The following is a 24,020-nucleotide window of genomic DNA, read 5'->3' as shown; positions in this document are numbered from 1 at the left end:
GACGCTCCGGACGCCGGCGGCAGGCGTGCGCCATCGGCCCATATTTCACCTGTTGCCATCGCCTACTAGGTCGGATAGTGTGATAGTAAGCGGTTTCTAGAGCGACGCTGTTGCCCGGTAATCAAAGTCGAGGAGGGACTCAATGATCGAATCGCGCCCGTGGGAGAACTCGGACATCACCGGGATGCATAGGTTGCCCGCACACGCCTATTTTTTCCGCTACGACGGTGCAGACGAGGCCCTCTCCTTCGATCGGGAGCGGTCAACCGGTTTCATCAACCTGGTTGGCTCATGGTATTTCAAACTCTTTGACCGCCCCGAACGAGTATCGCCTAAGATCCACGGTGAGCTACACACGTCTTGGGATACCGTCACGGTTCCCCACATGTGGCAATTCGATGGCTTTGGTAGCCTCCACTACACCGACGAGGGATACCCATTTTTTGTCGATCCGCCGCGGGTTCCTGCAGACAACCCCACGGGCGTATACCAGCGGGTGGTCACGATCGGGAAGCTGGCCGCCGGCGAGGACATTATCATCCATATCGACGGGGTGGAGTCCTATGCTGAAGTCTTTGTCAATGGGATCTTCCAAGGGTTAACGAAGGGCTCGCGCCTGACAGCAGAGTTCAACATCACGAATGCCGTGCGCGCCGGAAAGAACCTCGTGTCCATTCGCGTTGTGCAATACTCAGACGCCACCTACCTAGAAGACCAAGACATGTGGTGGGCATGTGGCATCTTCCGAGACATCTACATCACCCGGCGCCCCAACGCCCACGTGAGGGACTTCCACCTGTGGACGGAGCGAAGCGGAAGCGACGCCGTCGTCAACCTCAATGTATGGAAAGACGCAGATGTTGACGTCACGTGGCGCATCTTGTCCGAAGGGAATCAGATAGCTCAATCAGCGCTTCACGCGCACGGCGAGGGCGCATGGTCGAGCAGCGTGACGATCACGCACCCACGGTGGTGGAATCCCGAAGATCCCTATCTGTACACGGTGCTCATCGAAGAATCGCGCCCGGATGGATCCACCACAGTCATCCCCCACCGGCTCGGGCTGGCCTCCTACACCATCGAGGGAGGCCGTCTCCTCCTCAATGGGGTCTACTTCAAGATGCACGGCGTCAACCGCCACGACTTCGACCCCCGACGTGGGCGCGCGGTGTCCATGGATCGGGTGAGGCGCGACCTGGGCATGATGAAGGCGCACAACATCAACGCGGTGCGCACCGCGCACTATCCCAATGATCCTCGGTTCTACGAGCTCTGCGACGAACTCGGGTTCTTCGTCGTCGCGGAAACCGATCTGGAGACGCACGGCTTTGTGGCCACGGGCAACATCAGCCGATTGAGTGATGATCCCGCCTGGGAGAAGGCATACGTTGACCGAATCGAGCGCCACGTTTTGGCTCAGCGCAATCATGCCTCCATCGCCGTCTGGTCGCTTGGCAACGAATCTGGATACGGATGCAATTTTCGCGCAATGTATGCCCGCGCGAAGGAACTCGATCCGCACCGGCCCGTGATGTACGAGGAAGACCGCAACGCCGACGTCGTCGACATCATTTCGACGATGTACTCCCGCGTCTCACAGATGGACGACATGGGGCGATATCCGATGGGAAAGCCGCGTATTCTCTGCGAATACGGGCACGCCATGGGAAACGGCCCCGGCGGCCTCGCCGAGTATCAAGCCGTGATCGACCGGTGGGATTCAATTCAGGGCCACTTCCTGTGGGAGTGGAACGATCACGGCGTAGAACGCGTCAACCCGGACGGCACAATAGACTACCTCTACGGTGGCGACTTCGGTGACTACCCCAACAACGGCAACTTCTGTATCGATGGCCTTGTGTTCCCCTGGCAGGAGCCTAGCCCGGGCTTGATCGAATACAAACAGGTACTGTGTCCGGTGAAGATATCATTCGACGGCGATCGGATGACGGTCTCTAACAAACGGTATTTCACGGATCTGAGCGACGTCACCCTCCACGTTGACATCGCCAGTTCCCCGAGTGAAAGTCAGTCGTTCAGCATGAGGCCAGGGGCAATTGCGCCGCAAGAATCTCGAGTATTCTCCCTGGGAGCTGATAGCCGCCCCTGGGAGGAACTCCTGGTCACCGTCACTGTGAGCGCGCATGGTCGTGCCGAAGACGATGAGCACGTTCTTGGCCGTTTCCAATCGCCCGGACGCTACCCACCAGACGTACCAGATGGCCGCGACGACGTCGCGCGCGCACCCATCCGCGTAGAGCGCGCGGAAAACTCAGCTGACATGAGGGTCTTAGCTGGCGAGTCGACGTTTACCTTTGACGCCATCTCGGGCGCCATCACATCGTGGGAGTATCGCGGTAGCCAACTCATCGGCGCAGACATCGAAGTCGGTATTTGGTCCCCTCTGATCGACAATCACCACACAGAGTTCAACCAGCTGTGGAAGCCGAATCTTCTTGACGCGATGCAGACCTCGCCTCGAAGCGCGTCCTTCACCGTCACTTCACACAAAGTTATTGTCGAAATGCACCGGGTCTTGGCCGCGCCCAGCACGGACATTGGTTTCGACCTGGCAATGACCTACGTCGTTTCCGATACCGGCGAGCTGTCGGTCAGCGTCAGTGGAGCACGACGCGGGCACTATACACAGGTCATTCCCCGAATCGGGCTGACACTCACGATTCCTCATGACATGGACCGAATCGAGTGGCTCGGGCTTGGCCCGGGCGAAAGCTACCCGGATTCTCGCACGGCGCAGATTTACGGCCAGTGGAGGGCCACCGTCGACGACATGTACACCCCGTACGTCGTGCCGCAAAACTACGGTAATCGGACGGGAACCACCTGGGTGGCGGTAACGAACGCCCATGGTGTTGGACTCCTTGCCCGGCGCCTCGAGCCCGTCGATGCATCTACTGACTTCGACTTTTCCGTCTGGCCATACACCTGCGCGGATATCGACCGTGCCACGCATCTGAGCGAGCTTGAGAAAAGGGATGTAGGCACTCTCAATCTGAACCACGCGGTCTTAGGGCTCGGGTCCAATTCGTGGGGATCGGAGGTTCTTGACAGCTATCGCATCAGGTTCGAGGACTTTGCCTTCAGCTTCGCACTGCGGCCCTTTCAGCAGCATCGATAGAAAGGAAGAGATCCTTGATAGTGTTTTCAAACCTCGACCAGTTCTCGAGGCAACTCGCCTCTCAGCGTCGGTGGCGGCGGACGCTGGAAGCGATCGGGAACCACGACGTCGTCAAGGCCGGAGCGGCATACTCGATCGGCGACAGCCTCACGTATCGAGTCGCGCCCGCTGGCGAATTGGTCTCTCAGCGCTTCACCGGGAGGAGACGATACTTTGCGGTCTTGCACGTGCTCAGCGGGTTCGTCGTCGTCAGCGTCGCCAAAAAAGCGGATCTCACGTGCGTGCGCGCCTACTCAGACCTTTCCGATACCGAGTCGTTTGAAGGGTGCGGGGACAGCACGGAGTTGAACGCGGGGTCGATTGGGATTGTCGAGATTGACGAAGGCTACCGGGTTGTTCGTGGCGAGGGCGAGGTCGTCTGTCTCCATGTGAGCGTTGAGGGGGCGACCTTCCACAACAAATAGGGCTAACGCCTCCTCGTTATGCGCTTCGTTGAAGAACAAGCTCGACTGGAAGCTCGAAGCGCTCCTGTGTGCCGCCGACCCGGAGACGGTCCTGCCGGCCAGCCCCGATCGTTGTTGTCTAGGACGTCCACGACCAGCGCCTGAGCCCGTTTGAGGAACTCCTCTCGGCGACCGCGCTCAGTGAAGTCCCGGCCATCGCAGACGGTACGATGGAACCTGTTGACGCTTGAGACAACCTCGGGCACTGCGAGCTTGCGCATCGGCGAACGACAGCTCGCTATCGCCACGATCTTGAAGGGCTGACATGTGGATTCGTGAGGTTCTTACTGACCCGCCGGCACGCGCATGGGCGGTGATCTCGGCCTCCTGGGCGCGCACATTGTTCCTTGCCCTCGCGGCTGTCGCCACTGGGAAGCTCGCGACTAACCTGTGGCAGGGGTCGGCCTGGATCGTGCCGCTCCTGGCCGTCGTCGCCCTCGTCCTTGCCGCTGCCCTGTCGGCCGCCATCGCCGAGCTTGTGCCTTCGCGGATCCAATCCGCCGAAGAATCGCACTGGCGGGCAAGGATCCTCTCCTCGGCTCTCGCCGGAACGCTCAAGGCCCCGGCACGGCGCGGCCCGCCGGTCAGTGGTGATGGTGCAACGGTCGATGCTGCGATGTCCGGGGCGGAGAGAATCGCCGGGTATCGCGCGGGCTTCCTCGCGCCCACTCTCGCCTCGTTCACCGCCCCCGTCATCGTCCTTGCCGTGTGGGCGATCTGGGTTGACTGGGTCTCGGCGCTCGTCCTCGGTGCCTTCGTCGCCCTCGTGCCCCTCATCATCATGACCGCGGGCAAGCTCTTGCGGGGATCGAACCACGAGTACCGGATGAAGGAAGCGCAGGCCACGAACAGGTACGTGGAGATGATCGAGGGCATCGGCACCATCAAGGTCCTCGGCGGTGCGGCGCGAGCCCGCGACGAGTTCGCTGCCTCGGCCCGCGCCTCGATGGCATCGCTGGGGACGCTCCTGGTCAAGAATCAGCGGATGATCATCGCCAACGATCTCATCTTCGGTTTCCTCATGACCGGGTTGGGCCTCATTCTTCTCCTGTCCCGGGCTCGCGAGATCGGGCCCGGGGGCGTTATCGCAGCCGTCCTCCTCCTGGTCTTGCTCCACGAGCCCATCGATCGTGTGGGCCGCACCTTCTACATCGGCCTCGGCGGCCGCGCCCGTCGCGAGCAGGTTGATCAGATGCTGGGGGAGGAGTTCGTCCCCCGCGCGGCCACCGTCCCCGAGCAGGCTGCCTATGAGCTTGCCGGCCTCACGGTGTCTCTCGGCGGGCGCCCTATCCTCGCCGATATCTCCCTGTCGATCCCGGCCGGTGCCCACGTGGCGCTCGTCGGCCCCACTGGGGCTGGCAAGACGACGCTCCTCAAGGTGCTCGCCGGCCTCGTCGAGGCCCCAGGCGTGACCCTCAACGGGCAGGTCGCGCGAGCCGCCGAGCTTCGCGCGGCCGCCACCCTTGTCTCCCAACGGGCTGGGATCCTCTCGACGACGATCGGCGACAACCTATCCCTCGTAGGTGGCCTGAGCGAGGCGGAGAAGGCTGAGCTTCTCGCCCAGGCCCATCTTGACCTCGCCGACTTCCCGCAAGGTCTCGATACCTCGGTCGGCCAGTCCGGCGCCTTGCTCTCGGGCGGCCAGCGCCGCCGCCTCATTCTCGCTCGCGCCATGTCCCGACCCCGCCCGGCCCTCCTACTTGATGAGACGACGGCGGATCTGGATCGGCAGACGGAGGCCAGAATCCGTGCCGAATTGGCTCGGCTTGGCCAGGGCCGCACGGTCGTCCAGGTCGCTCACCGGCTCGACATGGTGGCCGATGCTGACCTCATTGTCGTTCTCGAGCATGGTCGCATTACCGATCAGGGTTCGCCCGCTGAGTTGGCGGCCCGTCCCGGCTTCTACGCCGCGGCACTGGACGCGGAGGTGACCCGTGGATAACGTCGCATGGCTCCTTCGCTTCGCGAAGTTAGCAACCCGCAGGCTCGTGATCTCGATTCTTTCCCGTATTGCTGGCCATCTTTTGGGCGTCCTCTGCATCGCCCTTCCCGCCTGGGCCGTCACGCGCGCGGCGATGGGCGAGGCCGGTGACGGTTTCGTCTTACGGGTCGTTCTTGTCTTCCTCGTCGCCTCTAGTCTCAAGGCCGTTCTGCGCTTCCTCGAGCAGCTCTACGGGCACCTGGCCGCGTTCGGGCTCATGGGGGAGATGCGAGTGTGGATGATCGATGCTCTGCTCCCGCAGGCGCCGGCCATCACGGACGGCCTGGGTGCGGCCAAGATTCACACAATCGCGGTCCGTGACATCGACCGGGTGGAGGTGTTCTTCGCGCACACGATCGCCCCGGCGATCACCGCCGTCCTCATTCCGGCCTCGGCGACTGTTGCCGCGGGCGTGCTGGCGGGCCCGGCCGCCGCCCTGGCCATGGCCCTCGTGATGATCATCGGGATTGTCGTCCCGCTCATCGGGAGCCGCTCCAACGCGGCGCGGGCGCGCGAGGTAGCGGCCTTGCGCGCCGATGTGTCCCAATCGGTCGCCGACACTGTTCGCCTCCTCGACGATATTCGTCAGGTTGGTGCCGAACAGGCGCGACTCGATGTTGTCGCGGACAAGGATCGCCGCCTCGCCGCGGTTCTTCACGCCTCCGGCAACCGGACGGGCGTGCGGGCAGCGGTGGGCCAACTGCGGCTCTGGCTCGGTTTCCTTCTCGTGCTCGTGGCGGCCTTGCTCGCAGGAGCGCCCCTGCCCATGGCGGCGGCTGCCGCTGCCCTCGTTCTGGGCTCGGCGACCTCCCTTGAGACGATCGAACGGCTCGCCACCTCGCTCCCGGCCGGCCTGGAGGCGACCCGGAAGATCCGCGAGCTTGCCGGCGGTCGCCCCTCGGTCGACGAGCCCGAGAATCCGGCTGGGCCTCGTGACTCCTCTGAGCGCGTGGGCTTCGAGGGTGTGACCTTCTCCTATCCGGGTCGCGCAACGGTCCTCGACGACGTGTCGTTCTCGCTCACCCCGGGCGCCATGCTTGCCGTGGTCGGGGCGACCGGTTCGGGCAAGTCGACGATCGCCCGCCTCGCCCAACGGCACTGGGACCCGGCCGGAACCGTGACGATTGATGGCGTCGATGCTCGCCTGCTCGGTTCTGATCGATCCTACGAGCTCGTCGCCGTCGCGGACCAGGAACCGTTCATCGCCTCGGGCACCGTGGCCGACAATCTGGCCATGGCAGGGACGTCCGTGACCGAGGAGGAGATGGTGGCGGCCTGCGGGCTCGCCGGGTTCGAGCTTCCGCTGGACCGGAGGGTTGGCCAGCGCGGGAGCGCACTGTCGGGTGGTCAGAGGCAGAGGCTTGCCCTGGCGCGTACGATCATCCGGGCACGCCAGTGCGGCTCCGTCCTTGTCCTCGACGAGGCGACGAGCCACCAGGATCCGATCACCCAGGACCAGCTCATGGAGCGGCTTAGCCAGGCCGGCTTCACACTCATGGTCATCGCCCACCGGCTCTCGACGATCCGTGACGCCGACCAGATCATTGTCATGGAGGGCGGGCGTATCGCCGAGCATGGCACGTGGGGCGAGCTAGCAGATGCTGGAGGAGCCTTCAGTGCCCTGCTGGCTAGCGAGCGGACTTGACGGGAATGACCGCGAGGGACCCGAGGAGGACGAGGACGCCCGAGGCTAGATAGAGGCCCGGGTAACCACCCAGGTTGGCCAGGGCGAATGCGGCGAGCATCGGGGAGATGATGTTGGCCCCGGCGATCGCGAGGGTCATGATGCCAACGTCGCGGGCCCGGTCCTTCGCGACAGGGAGCACCTCGTTGACGAGGGCCTGATCGACCGAGGTGAACACGCCCCAGGCGACGCCGAGAATGACGGCGCCCACGACCGCCATCCACATGTCCGTAGCTATAGCCATGAGCACGCAGGCGGTGGTGACACCGGTGGCGGCGAGGATGACGAAAGGCTTGCGCCGGCCGACCTTGTCGGAGGCGATGCCACCGAGGATCGTGGTGATGACGGTGCAGACGGCATACACGCCGGTGAGGATGAGGACGCCGGTGTCTGGGTCCGGGTGACCGATCCTGTCCCTCATGTAGTACAGCAGGTAGAACAGGGCGACGTAGTTGCCGAGGTTAATAGCGAAGCGGGCGATGAACACCCAGCGGAAGTCCCCGTAACCCTCAGCGGTTGATTCGTTGCCCTCGGCGAGCATGAGATCGGCCTCGTTACCCTCGGTGCCGATGCCGCGTTTCCAGGCACCCGAAACAGCAAACTGGCCGACAAGAAGTGCGGCGAGCACGGCGATGACCAGGTAGGCGGTCTGAACCTCGAGCGAGGCGGCGATGAGCGTGCCGCCGACGACGCCGAGCGTGTAGGTGGCGCCCAGGACGCCGGAGACGAGACCGAACTGGTAGCGCGGGACCGTGTCGGGGGACAGGGAGATCGTCGAGGAACCGGCGATCGCGAGCGCGACCTGGAAGACCGACCAGGCGCCGACGAGGAGGATGTAGCTCGGGGCGATCGAGGTGACGAGCAGGGCCGTGATAGCGACAGCGTTGCCGCCAAGAATCCAGGGTAGGCGCTTGCCGAAGCGTGAATGTGTGCGATCCGAGAGGAAGCCGCCAGCCAGGGAGCCGATGGCCTGGAAAATGCCGCCGATGGTCATGAGCAGGGCGAGGGCGTTCTCCTTGTTGTCGGGGAACATCTCGAGGATCTGCAGGCCGAGGAGGATCTGGACCGGAGCCGCCCACTGAATGTTCTGACCGAAATAGAGCAGGCCGTAGTGGATGAGCCAGGAGCGGGGAACCGGCGGCCGGGTGCTTACCTCGCCCATTGGGAGCCTTCCGAGTAACGCTTGCGGATCTCGGGGGTCACGGTGCCCGCCCTGTTGATCTCGGCGAGCATATAGCCACTCGGCTTGATCGTACGCTCAAGATTCTCCCCGAGGTGGACGATTCCGAAGCGGGCGACCATGCCCTCGGACCACTCCCAGTTGTCAACGAAGCACCAGTGGTAGTACCGGGTGAACGGCAGCCCCGATTCCTCCATCGCATCCAGGTGGGCCATGATGAAGTCGCACCGGAACTTTTCGATTGCACCGGTGGCCGGATCCGGGTTGTCACAGCAACCGTTCTCCGTCACCCACAGCTCTAGCCCATACTCGTCGTGGAGATCCCGGCCGACCTGGGCCAGGCCCTGAGGATAGATCTCCCAGCCCAGGTCCGTCGTTGGTACGCCCTCGAAGACACCATCGGACAGGCCTGTGACGGCCGTGCGCGAGTAGTAGTTGATCGCGATGACGTCGGCATACAAGCCCGGCGTCACATCCGGGGCCTTGCCGATGATCGGAGAGAACTCGCCACGGTAGAAGGCACGCTCGTAGATGCGGTGGAAGAGCAGATCGTCCACCTTGGTGAACACCTGGTGGATCGGGTTTTTCGGGTTCATCGGTTCGAAGACGCGGCGATGGTTCGCGAACGAAACCTTGATCGTCCGCCCCGGAGCATCGAGGGCCCGGTGGAGCATCCGGTAGGCGCGGCAGTGGGCGCGGGCCAGGTTGCGGAGTGTGGCGCGCAGCTTCGACCAGCTCACCTCACCCGGAGGGCTCTCCTTGAACAGGTAGGCCTGGGAGGCGTACACGTTCGGCTCATTGATTGTGATCCAGTCATCGACCAAGTCGCCGATCGCGTCGATGACCCGCGTGACGAACCGGAGGAACAGCTCCACGTTCGCATCCTTCGTGAACGCGCCCATGTCCTCGAACCACTGCGGGTGACCAAAGTGGTGCAGCGTGACGAGAGGGGAGATGCCCTTGGCGATCAGGTCTTCGATCTCCTCGCGGTACCGGTGCAGGGCCGCCTCATTGAACTGGCCCCTCACCGGTTCTAGGCGGCCCCACTCGATCCCGATACGGGCAATTCCGAAACCGAGGGAGGCCATGAGCTCGTTATCCTCACGCCAACGCACCCAATGATCGGTTGTCGGATTCGGGCTCGTCCCATCGGCCACGTGACCGCCGTCTGCCCACGCCTGCCACGGGGTGGGCGGCATTGACCCCTCGATCTGGAGGGCTGCTGAAGCTGTTCCCAGTGTGATACGCGTCATTCCTCTAGAATAAGCGAAAGTGATCTAGGTTGCAGTGAAAACAGGGTGGCAATGAGGGCGACATTGAACCAACGGCGAGCTTCCACAACAGAAAGGGCCAGCGCCTGCTCCCTATGCGCTTTGTCGAAGGACAAGCTCGACTGGAAGCTCGATTCGTTCCTGTGTGCCGCCATCAAGCAGGCGCGTCAGGGCTGCGACCGCCTCGATACCTTGATCAGTCATAGGCTGGGCAACGGTTGTAATGCCGGGATTGCCCGTTGCGATCTTCGCGTTGTCGTAACCTGTCACGAGCACGTCGTGTGGAACTGAGATGCCGCGAGCGTGCAGTTCTTCGATCGCGCCTCGTGCTATCGCATCCGAGCCACACAGCAAGGAATCAAAACTCACCCCGTGGGCAATGAATTCCTTGACGCCGGCACGTCCGGTCTCGCTGGTCCAGTCGCCCAGGAAAACACGGCCACGATAGTCGAGGACGGGGAACTGATCGCGAAACCCTGCCAGGCGATCCTTGGATGCCGGCTGATCGCCGTCTCCTAGGATCGCGCAGGGGCGCTCGGCGGATTTGTCCTTGAGGTAACGTGCGATCATATTGGCACCGACTCGGTCGTCCGTGTAGACGGCGGATATCTTCCGGCCCGTATACTGCGTAGCTAGTTGACCGCAGACGACGATCGGGCATCCTCGTTGCGTCATGACATCGATCAGTGACGTGTCACCCCACGGCGAGACGTGTATGGCTCCATCTAACATGCCGTTCTCGAAGAGATTGATTGCCTTACTTTGCTCGTCCCGATTCGTCATTTGCAACATGACGGGAACGAGGGGCGACGACGACAACGCGGACAGCACCCCCCGAATGATCGTGCGGAACGTTGGGTCCTCAAAAAAGAGATCGAATCGTTCGGTGATGAGGACGCCGATGATATTTGATCTGCCCGTAGCCAGAGCAGATGCCTGATGCGATGGCGTGTAATTCAGCTTCTGCATGGCGTCGGCTACAGCTTTCCGGGTGTTTTCCGATACCGGGTAGTTGCCCTTGAGGACCCGCGACACAGTTGCTTTGGAAACGTCGGCAATCCTGGCAACATCAGCCATAGTCGGCCTATTCGACGCCATGAGATAAACCTCCATTTTCGTACGGCCGATCGGGCAAGAGACTCATTGCCGTGCTGATCCTAGGTATCTGATTCTACTCGAGGTAACTATCTGAAACATGACAGCATTTGGGCTGCTCTCTCGCTTATCGCTGAAAAGATCGTGGATCGTGTTCCTCATCCTTCACCAGACGCCCCGGCCGTCAGCTGGAGGTTTGCGCACACCAATACCTTGTTTGAGATACGTGATCGATCGACTTGCCCGCCGTCCTTTCATCCACCCACAACTGTCATCAGCGGTACGGCGCGACGCTGACCCGATCGGCGGTCAATAGGAGGGGTGAACTAGCCGAAGATCTTGTTGCTTGGTGGTGTTTGCCGGCATGCCTCCGCTAGTTTTGCTCCCTCCGGTGTATCACTATTGGCAAGTTCTTGGTATTCGTTATCTTGTGTCCACTCAAGGATTGGGTGCCAAGTGTCTTCACCGGACATCGCAGACTCGATAAAGGTTCGTTCTTCAGGGATGGTGTCCTTGTCGATCGAGATACCGAAGGATTCGACGCACGGAACGTAGTATTCGGTAAGATATTCGTACTGTACTTTCCATTGGTCAGCGTTCCAGTGTGACCTATATTTTGCGTCGAGCGGATACTGAGCAACACAATCGCCATATGCTTTGCCGAAGGTCTTTTCTTGTTCTGGAAGCAAGCCGGCGGTGTGAATGCCTGCACCGGTCGGCGAACTAGGAAAGCCATTTTCGGTCAGGCATTGCGCGATAAGTACCTCAGACTCTTCAAAGCTGACGCGTTGTACAACCGGCGGGAGTTCATCTTCAGATACGGGGATGGGCAGATCGTAAACCTGGAGAATTTGTGCCACCTGTTCGAGCCGGGATTTTTCTTGCTGGTCTTCTGTGACGGGGGCGCTCGTTGGCACGACCGACGGCGACCATTGGGTGACGTCTCGGGGATTTCCGGGTTGAGTTGTGGGGGCCGCGCCCTCGTCGGACGCGGCGCATCCGGCGAGCAACGCCAGCGTGCCAAGCGCGGCACCCACCACGCGTACAGTCCTGCGGCTGCTCGAAAAGCTAAACATCGTCGTATGGGTCCCTCAACGTCGCTGTCCGTACGGTTGCTTCAAATGTGGTTATTCCTGCGAAGGCCCTTTCTGCCGGTAGAAACAGGTGAGCGTTTCTGACACCCTATCGGTTTGTCTGGGCGAACGTCGGGGAGCTCACGCCTAGCCGAAGAGCTTGTTACTTGGTGGTGTTTGCCGGCATGCCTCCGCCAATTCGGCACCTTCTGGTGTCGTCTCGTTCTTCAAATCGCGATAATCAGGATTGTCGAACCATTCGGAAATGGGACTCCACATGTCTCCTCCAGAGAGGGCGCTTTCTATGAAAGTTTGCTCCTGTGGGATGTTGTCCTTGTCGATTGAGATGCCGAAGGATTCCACGCACGGAATGTAATAACCCACGAGGTACTCGTAGTAAACTTTCCACTGCTCGGCACTCCACTCCTGCGCGTACTTGGCGTCGACTGGGTACTTGGCAGTGCAATCGGCGCGGACCTTTCCGTAGGTCTTTGTCTGCTCGTCAGTGACCCCGTTGGCAGTGATGGTGCCTCCAACCGACGTGGCTGCGAAACCGTTGTCGGTCAGGCACTGCGCGATGAGCGGGCCGGAGTCCTCGTAGTTCACGCGCCGTACAACCGGCGGCAGTTCGGATTCAGAAGTGGGGATGGGCAGATCGTAAATCTCGAGAATTTGTGCCACCTGTTCGAGCCGGGATTTTTCTTGCTGGTCTTCTGTGACGGGGGCGCTCGTTGGCACGACCGACGGCGACCATTGGGTGACGTCTCGGGGATTTCCGGGTTGAGTTGTGGGGGCCGCGCCCTCGTCGGACACGGCGCATCCGGCGAGCAACGCCAGCGTGCCAAGCGCGGCACCCACCACGCGTACAGTCCTGCGGCTACGCGAAAAGCTGTACATCCGCCTGTTTCTCCTTCTAAATGCTACTAGCGTGGATTACAGAAGCCGGCGGCTTTACGGAGGCTCTCGCTTTGGGCATACCAAAAAGCTCTCTTGTAATTTGTATCGATCTGTAAACGGCTGTGACCCGTGCCGTCTTTGACCACGGTGCCAACCTTTAAATACATGTAGTTACTGGGAGTTCGCTGCTCGGAATAGGCGGAAATGCCGCCGACAACCCGTGCTGGGCAGGTCGCCGTTCCGCTACGCGAAGCCGCTGCCGCTGGAGAAGCGACGCTCAGTGCCAATGCGAGAGAGGCAGAAAATGCGATGATCGCTTTTTTGATGTGCATGGTTCAATTCCTATCTTTGAAACACCTGACGGGTATGATTAAGGTAACATACTATTCTGTTGGAAAAGTGCTTTTGACCGAAATATGTTGCCGATCGAAAAGATAGGGGTGCGCGATGCGCCGAATCGTTGCATTCGTCCTGACCGTGTTGGTCGCTGGCGGGCTCGGCTTTGGCGCGGGCTTCGTTATTCTCCGGGATGAAGAGGCAGCGCCGGTTGAGGCCGAGCCCGCGACGGTCACGGTGGAGACGGGAAGCGTGGGTCGAAGCCTCAGCTTTGCCGCTAGCGTTGATGTGGAAAGTGTCAGTCTCGCTACCAACGTGCTCCCCGGTGTCGTAACGTACGTGGCAGACGACCAGGTGTTTTCCGCCGGTCAGACGCTGTACGAGATCGGCGACCTCCCCGTCGTACTCGTCCCGGGTGATGTCCCCTTCTACCGTGACCTCTCGCCTGGCATGAAGGGCCCGGACGTCAAACAACTCAACGCCTTCCTGAACACGCTAGGTTTCCCTGGAGCTGTTGACAGCGACTTCGGTCCGATCGCGGAGAAGAACGTGCGTGCGTGGCAGAAGGCCACGGGTCAGCCCATCACAGGAACGGTTCAGCTCGGGCAACTCGTTGCCGGCCCGAACCTTCCCGCTCAACTCACCTTCGACCGGAAGGTCTTGAAGAAGGGCGCACTGCTTGCCGGGGGAGAGACGCTCGTGTTCGCGCCGGCCGGCACCCCGCGTGTGTTCCTCGTGCTTAACGAATCCCAGCAGGCTCTTTTGCCCACCGAGGCTCACGTTCGTCTCACTTCCGGCGAGCAGGAATGGACCGGGGAGGTGGGCGAGAGCCGAAAGGACGAAGAATCCTCCACCTACGAAGTTGAGATCCGCGGGCCCGGCGGCGGCGCCCTGTGCGAGGCCGACTGTGAGGGGCTCGCGCCCGGAAGCGAGCTTCAGGCGACCATCGACATCGTGCCCCAGGTCACCGGTCCGCTCGTGCCGCGATCTGCCATCATGACGGACGCCTCCGGCGCCACCTATGTTGTCGACGCCACCGGCACTCGCCACGACGTCGAGGTGCTCGGCGCGTCCCAGGGCCTCGCCGTCGTGAACGGGATCGATGCGGGAAGCGAGATTCGTGTCTTCGGCGAGGAGAGCTGATGGATACGCTACGCGCCGCGAACGTGAGCTTCGCGTACGCCAAGAACGCCCCCAACGTGCTCGATGGGCTCTCCTACGAATTCTCCCCCGCAGCCTTGACCGCCCTCACTGGCCCGTCCGGTTGCGGGAAGTCAACCTTCCTCTATATCCTCGGCCTCATGCTTCAGCCGCGCTCCGGGCTGGTCTCCTTCGGGGATCGGGACGTCAGCGGACTGAGCGACTTTCAACGTAGCGCCTTTCGGGCGCGCAACATTGGTTTCGTCTTTCAAGACTCCGAGCTCGACGATTTCTCACCCATCCTCGATTCCGTCGTAGAACCGGGCCTGTACGTCGGTGCCACCTATCGCGAGCTCGTGGGGCGAGGCAAAGATCTTCTCGCAAAGGTCGGGTTGAGCGGCCTCGAGGATAAACGCCCGACCAAGATATCCGGAGGTCAGGGCCAGCGTGCCGCGGTGGCTCGCGCGCTCGTGAACAGCCCGGCCATCATCCTTGCGGACGAGCCGACAGGCAACCTCGATCGCGGTAACGCAAAGATCATCCTTTCCCTCCTCCAGGAGGCCGCGCAAGCAGGGCGCACCGTCGTCGTCGCCACCCACGATCCGTTCGTCATCGAGTCGTGCGACTACGTGCTCGACGTGAGCGTGGGGGAGGAGATGTGAAGCTAGTTCAGCTGCTACGCGAAGCCTGGCGTGACGCGCGCCGGCAGGTGGTCCCCACCCTCCTCCTCTTCGTTGTCTCTCTCGGTGCGACGGTGGGCGCGCTGCTCACCGCCGGCCAGCAGGTGGCCCAGCGCGAAGCACTGGAAAACCAGCTCAACCATCCCTCGGCGCGGGTCCTCACCGTCCGGGAGGCCACCGGCAAGCTCTTGAACGCACAGGTGGTCCAGCTGTTGCGGACGACCCGAGGGGTGGAATCGGTGATCGGAGTGGGAGAGGTTACCGAGGCGGACGCGTCCGTGCCCGGGGCAAAAACGACCGCGTGGAGGGTGACCGACGCCGCGGTGCCGCTCGCGCTGACCCGCGGGCGCCTGCCGGCCGACGGCGAGGCCGCCATCGACGAGTCGATCCTTGGCAAGCTGGGCTGGGAGGTACCCTCCGGCGTCGTGCGCACAGGCGCGGGGCAGGAGTTTGCCGTGGTGGCCGGGGCGAAGGCGCGGGAGGGCTACGAGGCCTTCGCTGAGTCCGTCGTCGTGCAGGACAGCCAGCTTACGAATATGCGTAGCCTTGTCATCATGGCTGACACCATTGACGCCGTGCCGTCCATCCAGGCGGCGATCCGATCATATGCTGGCGAGGAGACGCCAGGTGAGCTGTCCTTCGAGAGTTCAGGGCTGGCGATCGTCGACCGCGTGACATCGGGGGACTTCGCGAGCTACATGAGGTCGATCCTGCTGACCGTCATCGGACTCGGAAGCTTCCTCACCACGGTGGTATCCCTCGCCTACGTATTGTTGTACCGCCGGCTCCTGGGGCGGCGGCGCGCGCTGGGGATCACACGGATCGACCTTGCCGCGCTGACGCTCGCACGGGTGACGCTTCCCATAGCTCTCGGGGCGGCGCTCGCGGGCGTGGCGGCCGACGTCGTCGCCCGCGCCTGGCTGAGCCCGATTCCGCCGCAGTTCACGATCGCCGTCGGTCTTGTCATGGTGATGACCTCCTCGCTGACCGCGCTCATCCCGATTGCGTGGGCCGTGAATCGAGACCCGGTGTCGATCTTGCGCACGGCCTAGGAACCAATGGGACGAGCGCGCGACGCGCTTGCGCGGACGAGGGGGAGTGCCCCGAACAGGATTCGAACCTGCGGCCTTCTGCTCCGGAGGCAGAGAAAACGGCTTGAAAACGGGCGGAAAATGGCTTGATTCTGCTATTCTTACTGCTAGTAGATATCCACTCGATGTTTACCGAATGGCTACACCAATGGCTACACCTAATTGAGGATCGCATGGCAAAGAAACGACGTCCAAAAGTCTCCCACCGGCTTCGCTACGGCCAGGGCTCTTTCTACTGGGACTCACCCCGGCAGGTCTGGCGCGGCGTCATCGAAGCCGGATACGACGCCAACGGGAAGCGCCGCCGGTACACGGTCTCATCACGCGATGAAGACACCGCGTGGCGAAAACTCACCGACAAAATCAAAGCCGTGAATCTGGGGGAGTCTGTGCTCACTGTGTCGGATGCGATGACCGTCGGAGAATGGATCAGCATATGGCTAGCCGACCGACAAACACGGGTACGCCCGAAAACCTACGCCACCGACGCCGGGCAGCTCGAAAAATGGGTACTACCAAAATACGGGCGGGAAAAACTCGCGAACCTGTCAGCCCATCATGTGCGCGACCTTGCCCGCCGAATGCGCGAGGTTGGCCTATCGACTACTACGATTCGCTACACGCAACGCGTGTGGCGGCAAGCCTGCACCGATGCCCGCGCCGAGGGCTACACCGTGACCGATAGCTTTCTGCTGGCGAAGATCGCCACCGAAGCAGTCTCCGACCGTGGCGCAATCCCCCTCGAGCAAGCGGTCGGCCTGGTACGCACCGCGAGCGCCGATCCATTGGGTACACGCTGGCTCGCCGCGTTACTGCAGGGTATGCGGCAGGGTGAAGCCCTCGGCCTGACGTGGGATGCGGTAGACCTGACGGGCGGGGAGCTGGAGGTTTCCTGGCAGCTCCAGTCACTGCCTTACGGTGATCGCGAGCGCGATACTTTCCGCGTGCCTGATGGGTACGAGGCCCGCCGCCTGCGTGATGGTTATCATTTGGTGCGGCCGAAATCGAAAGCCGGCCACCGCGTCATTCCGCTTATTCCTGAAATGCAGGCGGCTTTGATTCGCTGGCGTGACCTCGCCCCGGAGTCACCGTATGGGCTGGTGTGGCCGGCGCCTGACGGTGACCTGCGCACGCCTACGCGGGATCGTGCGGAATGGTACGCGCTGCAAGACGCCGCGGGCATTAGTAAGCCCGGTGGAAAGCCGTACGTGCTACATGAAGCACGAAACACCACCGCCACCCTACTGCTCGCCGCTAATGTAGATCCCCAAATCATCACTTCGATTCTCGGCCACTCATCGATTGTGACCTCACGCGGATACATGACCGTAGGCTCGGATATGAAACGGGACGCGCTCGCGGCCGTCGGAGACCTTTTACAAATCGGCGAGTAGTTAGCTTTCTGGAGAGTGTGCAGGTTCGAGTAGGCTCTCGTCGGCATGCGCATCGCCCAGAGCGTCGGGCGCTGCAGATTCCCTCAGATTCGAGATGTCAGAAAGGGCTTCGGGGGGCTGCGTAGCTAGCCATGTCTGGTAAGCAGCCACCACCCACACTGGCAACTCGAGCTCTTCAGCAATCGCCCCAACATCACACCCATAGAGACGCTCAGCCAGGACGTACTCGGCGGGTGAGACCAGCAGGCAGGCCGCTCGCCGATCCACACGCGCCTCTGTGTGCGCCTCCTGCGGCCCATCATGCCCCAAAGTGGCGTGAACATACTCATGCGCCAACGCCGCCCGCTGTACGGCCGCAGAAGGCCGAGAATCGATAACGATCAGCCCCTGATCATGGTAGTAGGCGCCCGCCAGGGGAAACGGCACAAACACCACATGCACGCCGACCCGTGCGCAGGCTAGGATCAGCTCCTCTTCACTCATACCACCAGAGAATACGGGCCACCTCCGACAAAAGAGATACAGGCGGGCCTTGCCCGCACGATCAGCCTAGGGGATACTTAGAACTGCCAGTGATAAGAGGGTCGGTATCCTCTTCGGGTCGTCCGCAAGGACGGCACGATAGCTGGCTTTAACTATATCCCCCACGGGAAACGCTTCGACAAAGTCAACGCTTCAACAGAGATGGCTAGCTTTCATTGGTGTCACGCAACTGCTTAAGATTCTCGAAACTCTTCTCTTGCTGACGAGCAACCTCAAAGAGCTGCCGATAGCGCTCTTCACGCCCCACCCCCTGCCTAATAAGCATCGCGTTAATCGCCTCAAGATTGTTCAACACAAGTAGCTGCGTGGCCGAAGCATGATCGCGCATGTTCCCAGACGAACCGGGGCAGTTATCTCGCCATTCTTTCGCGGTCATGCCAAACACGGCAAGATTGAGCACGTCTGCCTCTTGGGCATAGGTAAGCCTCGCAAGCTGGGATGACACATTTTCAGGTAACGAGTCTTTGATCGCGTCCGTATGGATACGGTAGTTGAGTGCAGAAAAGAGACGGTTCTTTTGCCATTCGAGGTTGAGCCTGCTGGTTTCGTCGGCTTTGAGCTGTCGGTATTCTTGGAAGACGCGGAGGCGGAATTCTGGGCTGATCCACGTCGCGAAATCGAGTGCGATATCAACATGGGCGAACGTCCCACCGTAACGGCCCCGCTTGACTCTGATTCCTCGAGCGTTGGTGGAGTTAATCCATTTAGTAGGGGTCATAGTGAAGGAGTTCAGCCCAGCTTGCTTTCTAAAGGTATCGAATTCGATACCTTTAAAATCGGGGTTATTGACGGTCTCCCAGATGCCGAGTAGTTCGATGGTGTTACGGTTGCGCATCCAGTTAGCAATAGCGATTTTTGGGTCGTCTGTTTTCTTACGTGCGAGATCGGTTAGGGAGATGAAATCTTCACCGGATTGTGGTTGTACTCCGATGTTGAGTCCGTCGATCTGGATGATTTCTTGCATGCTAGTTTTCTTCCTCGTCTTGGTTTTCTTCCCCAACCCCCTCATACGGGTCGGGCTCGTGATGGCGAGCAGCCGGCACGTAGCCACCTTGGAGAACGGCCTGAAGCTTCGCCTCAGCCTCAGCAGTGTAGGCACGCGCGTCGTCAGCCTGGGCGCGGACAGCGTCCTCAGCCTGGCGCAACACACGCCACGGGGTGAGGCCCAGGGCGTGGCATAGGGCAACGAACTCACTCACCGACGTCGCACGCTGACCTGCGAGCGTTTTGAGTACCCCACTACGCGAAATCCCGGCTCGATCCGCGACCACCTGGTGTGTGAGGGTAGATTCTTCAAATACTTGCGCGAGGTTCGAGATGGCAATCCGCTCTATCTCGCCAATTTCTAGTGCTTTGCGTCCCATGCTGCGATTGTTCCATTTAGGGAATCGTGCGTCAATAAAAATACCAAGGCGTTAAAAGCTTGACATAGTTCTATTTAGAACCTAACCTTAAGCTATCTGTTCCAAATAGAACACTAGACCGAAGGAGGTGGAGCCTTGAGTATCGAACTCGAAATCAAAGCCGAAGCAACACGGCAACAAATCAAAATCAGCGACCTCGCAGCCCTCATCGGCACATACCCCGAGCGCCTGTCCCGCGCATTCAACGGCGAACGAGCACTCAAGACAACCGAACTAGAAAAAGCCAGCAAGGTGCTTGGAGTCCCCGCATCAGAACTCATGCGCCGCGCAGAAGAATACGACACCCGCCAAGGCGGTGACGCGGCATGAGCACTCGTGTTTTCTCTCTGGCTGAAGCATCCGAACGCCTCGCAATCCCCATCCCAACCCTCAAAAAAATCATCGCCCAAGACTACGAGCCCGGCGAATACCAATACCCGCCACTCGCAGCCAAACGCGGCCGACCACGCGGCCGCGGCTACGACTACCTGATCCCCGAAGACGCACTCGCCGACTTCATCAACCTCCTACCCGACGCCTAGCAAGAAAGCACGCCATGAACCCCGACCGTGAAACCCTCGCCTACCTCGCCCGACACGTCCACACCCTACACACCAAAGTCCTACCCGAACTCAGCGCACAGCTCGGCAACTACCAGCTCGCCACCTCATCCATCTACCCAGGCGTAGAAACCGCATTCGAAAACCTCGACTCCCAGCTAGACCAGACCATCACCGAACTGTCTAAGGCCCGCAACCTTCTCAACCAGATCATGGAGGGCTAGCCGTGTTTCGCTACCTGTGGGTCCTCCCCACCATCGCCTGGACTATCGCGGCATGGCGCGCCGCCCCACTCGGCGCCACCTACATCGCCCTCTGCCTCACCAGCGCCGCACTCATGCCCATCACACACCACGCCCTCAACACGCTCGACCGCAAGGAGACCGAATGGCTCAAAAAGGAAGAGGCCAACCACGAATGAACACCACCCCCGTGCACACCTTCACCCGCACTCGCGGACAGTCACCAGATCCGACCCTTGCCTTTCTTCACATTGGACGCGCGGAACTCGACGCGGCAACTACGGCGCACCCCGAGCTCGCTCAGCCACGCAATCCACGCAGTCAACGGCACCGAGGGGCACGAACGAATGACCGTAATACCACCACTGCTACTAGCGCCAGCAGGTGGCTTTTTAGCGAGTGCCTCACGCACGCCATCAACCGGGAAAACAAATTCACTGAAACCGGGCAGATCATCGGCCCTACCCTCACCCGCCGTCGAATCCTCAAACCGGACAACAACGGTCACTTCACGAGCAGTGAAGCGGGAATCATTGCGGACAACAGCGACGGACTTATCATGATCGAACTTGACAGCCCAGATGTAATCAGTCTGGTCTTCAGCGATATTAACCGACCGCTGCGCGATCAAATTCGCGTCGCGAGCTATCTCGTTGGCCTGTACAGCCAGGCGATTCGCGTCAACCGCAGTGCCCTGCGCCCGCTGAGCGATCTGGTTACCATCCTTCGCGATCTTATTAGCGCGCAGTGCGACCACGACCGCCCCGAAAGCGATCCCAGCCGAGACGCCAGCAATGAGCACACTGACCCAACCCACACTTCCTCCTCATCCAACCCCGAAAGGAAAACACAAAATGAACCCTCAAAAGATCGTAGCTGAGCTACTATCCCGCGCCATCTCTTACGGCAAACAGGAGGTGACACGATGATGTACGCGGAGAAAATCCAAGCCTGGAAAGACGCACACAAGGGTGAGCAGTTGACAGTCGAGGTGCTCTCGGACTGCCTTTCAGTGGATGACCTGCGGGGTGCTGACCTGCGGGGCGCTGACCTGGGGGGCGCTAAACTGGCGGGTGCTAACCTGCACAACGCTAACCTGGTAAGTGCCCGGCTCGAAAGGGCTGACTTGACGGGTGCTAACCTGCGCGGCGCCACCTTGGAGCACACCTTCCTGGAAAAGGCAACACTGGTTGACGCTAACCTACAAGGCGCCAACCTCACCTGTGCCCACCTGACGGACGCCGACATGGGAAACGTCAACCTGCGGGGTGCTGACCTGCGGGCCGCTGACCTGCGGGATGCCAACCTGACGGAGGCCGCCCTGATGGACGCCGAACTGTGGGAAGCCGTCATGGTGGGTGCTGTCCTGCGTAAAGCGAACCTACATAGTGCCGACCTGGCGGGCGCCAACCTGCGGGAAGCCACTCTGTGGGACGCTGACCTGCGGCGTGCCGACCTGCGGAGAGCCGACCTGCGGTTGGCTACTCTGACGTTCGCTAACCTACAGGCCGCTGCCCTGACGGACGCTAACCTACAGGGCGCTAACCTGGAGAGGGCCGACCTACAGGGCGCCAGCCTGGGGGGTGCTGACCTGCGGGCCGCTGACCTGCGGCTAGCTAACCTGCGAAACGCGGGCCTGACGGAAGCCTGCCTACAAGATGCTGACCTGACGGACGCTAACCTGGACGGCGTCTACCTGCGGAGCACGAACCTCGCGGCCGCCGCCGGTGGCGTCCTGCAAATCACGGGCCTTTACCCCTATGCAGCGACCTTGATCCCGACCCCCACCGGGTGGCGCCTGAAAATCGGGTGCTGGGAGGGCACCGTCGATGAGCTATTCCGCCTGGCTAACCGGGATGAGGGGTGGCCAGAAGCCACCGGGGACGAAATCAAACACCGTCGCCCACTCTTGTTCGCCATCATTGACATGTGTGCGACCCATATGCTCCACCACCACGGCCTGATACAGAGACTGGCCGACAAGTGGGACAGTGACGAGGCTGGGGAGGCGGAGCAGTGATGGGTGCTACCCCTAAGCCGGTGCATGTGTTTTCCCGGCGTGAGCTGGTTCCCATCACCATCGAAATCCCACTACCCGACCGGTCCATCCCCGACACGTTGGATTTCCGGTTGCGTCACAGTGCGTTCACCCTGTTCGACCACTGCCAGGCCAACCAGTACCGGCTGACCAGCGCACTCGAACTGTACACGGACCGTCACACCGCCTTATGGTCCGGCATAGTCGCCCACCTACCCGAACTACCCAAAGGAGAGCAGAGCAGCCTCACCGACATCGTTGGCCAAGTCCCCATCGCCAAAATCGTCGACAACCACACCCACCTGCCTGACCTCACCCAAGCCCCGCCCCCGCAGCACATGCTCCACCCCACCGAACACACGGTGAGCATGCGCACCCGCCTCAAAGACAACGACGACTACAACCAGGCACTCGACCACCTACTCGACACTCTGCTCAACCGGCTAGCAGACAACGAGCTGGTCATGTTCACCACCAGCCGGCCTAAGGTCACCCGTGACCGGGTGGCCGGCCGCCTCGAGTTCCTCGTCGCCACCGTCCGTGTGTGGGCCCGCACCAACACTCACGCCCATATCGACCCCAACATCTAACCCCAACGGAAGGAACACCACTCATGAACCCCACCCCAGCCACGCTAATGCGCACCTACCTGGAGCTCAAAGCCCAGGCCGACGCCATCAAAACCGCAATGGACACCGTTAAGGCCCAGCTCGCCCAAGCCCTCCCCAACGGCGGAGAAATTGACGGCCACAAGGTCACCATGGTCCGCGGCCGCATCAACTGGAACACAGTCCGCAAAGCCTACCCCGTGGCTGACTTCCCCCAACTCTACCGGCAAGAAATCGTACTCGACCAGGACAAGGCACAGGCCATGATCGCCCCGGCACAGTTGGACGAGTACCGGGCACAAGCAACGGTGAGCATCCGATGACCACCACGATCGGGCTCCAACCCACCATCGTGCCACCCGACACCACCACACAGCAGGAGGTCATGACACAAATCCGCACCCTCATCGAAAACCACATCACCCACCAACCCAGGTCCCTACAAAAAAGAATCGGCCCATCCGAAATCGGGGACCCGTGCGACCACTGCCTAGCAGCCAAACTCGCCGGCTGGGACAAACACGAACCCGGCGTGGCCTGGCTACCCTTCATCGGCACCTGCGTCCACGCCTACCTCGAAAACCTCTTCACCACCATCAACGCGGAGGAAGAAAACCGGGGGCGCGGGCCGGTGTTCTGGTGCGAACAAAAAGTAACAGTGGGTCAAATCGGTGGGGTTGACATCACCGGCTCAACTGACCTGTACATGCCCACCCAATACGACACCGCGAGCGCGGGGATGACGGTGGATTGGAAGATCGTCGGCACCAGCACGCTTAACAAAGTGCGTAGTTCCGCCAGCCCAGGCCCCAAATATGAGGCCCAGGCACACCTGTATGCCAAGGGCTGGAACGAGGCCGGCCACCCCACCAGCCATGTGTGCGTGTACTTCATGCCCCGCAACGCCATGACCCTGGGCGACGGCTACGTCTGGGTCGACCAATACCGCCCCGAGATCGCCCAAGCCGCACTCGATCGCGCTAACCGGCTCGCCACCAACCTCGCCGCCCTCGAAACCATCAGCACCGAGGCGAGGGACGCGTGGATCAACAGCCTGCCACGCGCCAAAGGCTGCTGGGACTGTCCCAAATATGCCGACTGGCACAAAAACCCAGACGGCACCACAAACCTGACCGCCCTGCTGGGCACCAACCAACAATAG

26 protein-coding genes and 1 tRNA gene are annotated in these 24,020 nt (G+C 61.2%); 16 read left to right on the top strand and 11 right to left on the bottom strand.

Going from position 1 to position 24,020, the window contains the following annotated elements:
• Positions 1-142: 142 nt before the first annotated feature.
• The 4 genes from J2S45_RS08710 to J2S45_RS08695 all read left to right on the top strand — a co-directional run bounded on the left by J2S45_RS08710 (position 143) and on the right by J2S45_RS08695 (position 7,268).
• The gene (locus J2S45_RS08710; RefSeq protein ID WP_307635141.1) at positions 143-3,139 is read left to right on the top strand and encodes a glycoside hydrolase family 2 TIM barrel-domain containing protein; all 2,997 of its coding nucleotides are present in this window, start codon (positions 143-145) and stop codon (positions 3,137-3,139) included.
• A gap of 20 nt (positions 3,140-3,159) precedes the next feature.
• Complete coding sequence (locus J2S45_RS08705; RefSeq protein WP_307635140.1) at positions 3,160-3,603, top strand: hypothetical protein; 444 nt, start codon at positions 3,160-3,162, stop codon at positions 3,601-3,603.
• Between the two features lie 304 nt (positions 3,604-3,907).
• Positions 3,908-5,584, top strand: coding sequence for an ATP-binding cassette domain-containing protein (locus tag J2S45_RS08700; protein ID WP_307635139.1), 1,677 nt, complete (start codon positions 3,908-3,910; stop codon positions 5,582-5,584).
• Entirely contained in the window at positions 5,577-7,268 is a 1,692-nt protein-coding gene (locus J2S45_RS08695) for an amino acid ABC transporter ATP-binding/permease protein (protein WP_307635138.1), read from the top strand. The genes J2S45_RS08700 and J2S45_RS08695 overlap by 8 nt, the downstream gene beginning before the upstream one ends.
• Here the strand turns inward: J2S45_RS08695 and J2S45_RS08690 are convergent.
• From J2S45_RS08690 to J2S45_RS08665, 6 genes are all read right to left on the bottom strand, one after another.
• A complete protein-coding gene (locus J2S45_RS08690) occupies positions 7,252-8,469 on the bottom strand; it encodes an MFS transporter (protein WP_307635137.1) in 1,218 nt (405 codons plus the stop codon). The two genes, J2S45_RS08695 and J2S45_RS08690, sit on opposite strands and share 17 nt — an antisense overlap.
• Positions 8,457-9,740: a glycoside hydrolase family 1 protein gene (locus J2S45_RS08685; RefSeq protein ID WP_307635136.1), complete on the bottom strand. Its 1,284-nt coding sequence runs from the start codon at positions 9,738-9,740 to the stop codon at positions 8,457-8,459. Before J2S45_RS08685 ends, J2S45_RS08690 begins: the two co-directional genes overlap by 13 nt.
• A gap of 111 nt (positions 9,741-9,851) precedes the next feature.
• Entirely contained in the window at positions 9,852-10,835 is a 984-nt protein-coding gene (locus J2S45_RS08680; protein WP_307635135.1) for a LacI family DNA-binding transcriptional regulator, read from the bottom strand.
• A 344-nt stretch (positions 10,836-11,179) separates the two neighbouring features.
• A complete protein-coding gene (locus J2S45_RS08675; RefSeq protein ID WP_307635134.1) occupies positions 11,180-11,929 on the bottom strand; it encodes a hypothetical protein in 750 nt (249 codons plus the stop codon).
• 144 nt (positions 11,930-12,073) lie between these two features.
• A complete protein-coding gene (locus J2S45_RS08670; protein ID WP_307635133.1) occupies positions 12,074-12,823 on the bottom strand; it encodes a hypothetical protein in 750 nt (249 codons plus the stop codon).
• 26 nt (positions 12,824-12,849) lie between these two features.
• Positions 12,850-13,155 (bottom strand): hypothetical protein, encoded by a 306-nt coding sequence (locus J2S45_RS08665; protein ID WP_307635132.1) that lies wholly within the window; start codon positions 13,153-13,155, stop codon positions 12,850-12,852.
• A 115-nt stretch (positions 13,156-13,270) separates the two neighbouring features.
• Between J2S45_RS08665 and J2S45_RS08660 the strand changes: the two genes are divergently transcribed.
• From J2S45_RS08660 to J2S45_RS08650, 3 genes are read left to right on the top strand one after another with little or no spacing between them, the layout of a single operon-like run.
• Entirely contained in the window at positions 13,271-14,302 is a 1,032-nt protein-coding gene (locus tag J2S45_RS08660) for a peptidoglycan-binding domain-containing protein (protein WP_307635131.1), read from the top strand.
• On the top strand, positions 14,302-14,961 hold the full coding sequence (locus tag J2S45_RS08655) for an ABC transporter ATP-binding protein (protein WP_296930667.1): 660 nt from the start codon (positions 14,302-14,304) through the stop codon (positions 14,959-14,961). Before J2S45_RS08660 ends, J2S45_RS08655 begins: the two co-directional genes overlap by 1 nt.
• Positions 14,958-16,031: a hypothetical protein gene (locus J2S45_RS08650; RefSeq protein WP_307635130.1), complete on the top strand. Its 1,074-nt coding sequence runs from the start codon at positions 14,958-14,960 to the stop codon at positions 16,029-16,031. Before J2S45_RS08655 ends, J2S45_RS08650 begins: the two co-directional genes overlap by 4 nt.
• A 47-nt stretch (positions 16,032-16,078) precedes the next feature.
• On the opposite strand, the gene J2S45_RS08645 is transcribed toward J2S45_RS08650, so the two are convergent.
• Positions 16,079-16,211, bottom strand: a tRNA-Arg gene (locus J2S45_RS08645).
• Here J2S45_RS08645 and J2S45_RS08640 point away from each other — a divergent pair.
• On the top strand, positions 16,196-17,464 hold the full coding sequence (locus J2S45_RS08640; protein ID WP_307635129.1) for a tyrosine-type recombinase/integrase: 1,269 nt from the start codon (positions 16,196-16,198) through the stop codon (positions 17,462-17,464). The genes J2S45_RS08645 and J2S45_RS08640 overlap by 16 nt on opposite strands.
• Here the strand turns inward: J2S45_RS08640 and J2S45_RS08635 are convergent, their stop codons facing one another.
• The 3 genes from J2S45_RS08635 to J2S45_RS08625 all read right to left on the bottom strand — a co-directional run bounded on the left by J2S45_RS08635 (position 17,465) and on the right by J2S45_RS08625 (position 19,371).
• Positions 17,465-17,947 carry an ImmA/IrrE family metallo-endopeptidase gene (locus J2S45_RS08635; RefSeq protein ID WP_307635128.1) on the bottom strand — a complete coding sequence of 161 codons (483 nt, stop codon included), beginning with the start codon at positions 17,945-17,947 and terminating at the stop codon, positions 17,465-17,467.
• A gap of 205 nt (positions 17,948-18,152) precedes the next feature.
• Positions 18,153-18,971 (bottom strand): KilA-N domain-containing protein, encoded by an 819-nt coding sequence (locus J2S45_RS08630; RefSeq protein WP_307635127.1) that lies wholly within the window; start codon positions 18,969-18,971, stop codon positions 18,153-18,155.
• Position 18,972: 1 nt separating this feature from the next.
• The gene (locus tag J2S45_RS08625; protein WP_307635126.1) at positions 18,973-19,371 is read right to left on the bottom strand and encodes a helix-turn-helix domain-containing protein; all 399 of its coding nucleotides are present in this window, start codon (positions 19,369-19,371) and stop codon (positions 18,973-18,975) included.
• A gap of 135 nt (positions 19,372-19,506) precedes the next feature.
• Between J2S45_RS08625 and J2S45_RS08620 the strand changes: the two genes are divergently transcribed.
• Genes J2S45_RS08620 through J2S45_RS08605 form a run of 4 tightly spaced genes read left to right on the top strand, consistent with a single transcriptional unit; the run spans position 19,507 to position 20,391 of the window.
• A complete protein-coding gene (locus J2S45_RS08620) occupies positions 19,507-19,740 on the top strand; it encodes a helix-turn-helix domain-containing protein (RefSeq protein ID WP_307635125.1) in 234 nt (77 codons plus the stop codon).
• Complete coding sequence (locus J2S45_RS08615) at positions 19,737-19,952, top strand: hypothetical protein (RefSeq protein ID WP_307635124.1); 216 nt, start codon at positions 19,737-19,739, stop codon at positions 19,950-19,952. The genes J2S45_RS08620 and J2S45_RS08615 overlap by 4 nt, the downstream gene beginning before the upstream one ends.
• Before the next feature lie 14 nt (positions 19,953-19,966).
• Positions 19,967-20,194, top strand: a complete 228-nt coding sequence (locus tag J2S45_RS08610; protein WP_307635123.1) for a hypothetical protein — start codon at positions 19,967-19,969, stop codon at positions 20,192-20,194.
• A 2-nt stretch (positions 20,195-20,196) separates the two neighbouring features.
• On the top strand, positions 20,197-20,391 hold the full coding sequence (locus tag J2S45_RS08605; RefSeq protein WP_307635122.1) for a hypothetical protein: 195 nt from the start codon (positions 20,197-20,199) through the stop codon (positions 20,389-20,391).
• 41 nt (positions 20,392-20,432) lie between these two features.
• Here the strand turns inward: J2S45_RS08605 and J2S45_RS08600 are convergent, their stop codons facing one another.
• The gene (locus J2S45_RS08600) at positions 20,433-21,029 is read right to left on the bottom strand and encodes a hypothetical protein (RefSeq protein ID WP_307635121.1); all 597 of its coding nucleotides are present in this window, start codon (positions 21,027-21,029) and stop codon (positions 20,433-20,435) included.
• Positions 21,030-21,137: 108 nt separating this feature from the next.
• Here J2S45_RS08600 and J2S45_RS08595 point away from each other — a divergent pair, with 108 nt between their 5' ends.
• From J2S45_RS08595 to J2S45_RS08580, 4 genes are read left to right on the top strand one after another with little or no spacing between them, the layout of a single operon-like run.
• Complete coding sequence (locus J2S45_RS08595) at positions 21,138-22,232, top strand: pentapeptide repeat-containing protein (RefSeq protein ID WP_307635120.1); 1,095 nt, start codon at positions 21,138-21,140, stop codon at positions 22,230-22,232.
• Positions 22,232-22,840 (top strand): hypothetical protein, encoded by a 609-nt coding sequence (locus J2S45_RS08590; RefSeq protein WP_307635119.1) that lies wholly within the window; start codon positions 22,232-22,234, stop codon positions 22,838-22,840. Before J2S45_RS08595 ends, J2S45_RS08590 begins: the two co-directional genes overlap by 1 nt.
• Positions 22,841-22,863: 23 nt before the next feature.
• Positions 22,864-23,181, top strand: a complete 318-nt coding sequence (locus tag J2S45_RS08585; protein WP_307635118.1) for a hypothetical protein — start codon at positions 22,864-22,866, stop codon at positions 23,179-23,181.
• On the top strand, positions 23,178-24,020 hold the full coding sequence (locus J2S45_RS08580; RefSeq protein WP_307635117.1) for a hypothetical protein: 843 nt from the start codon (positions 23,178-23,180) through the stop codon (positions 24,018-24,020). The genes J2S45_RS08585 and J2S45_RS08580 overlap by 4 nt, the downstream gene beginning before the upstream one ends.

This window comes from Trueperella abortisuis, from assembly GCF_030811095.1.
Classification (GTDB): Bacteria; Actinomycetota; Actinomycetes; order Actinomycetales; family Actinomycetaceae; genus Trueperella; species Trueperella abortisuis.
The sequence above is the reverse complement of the archived record's forward strand: the minus strand, read 5'-3'. Positions and strand labels throughout refer to the sequence as shown.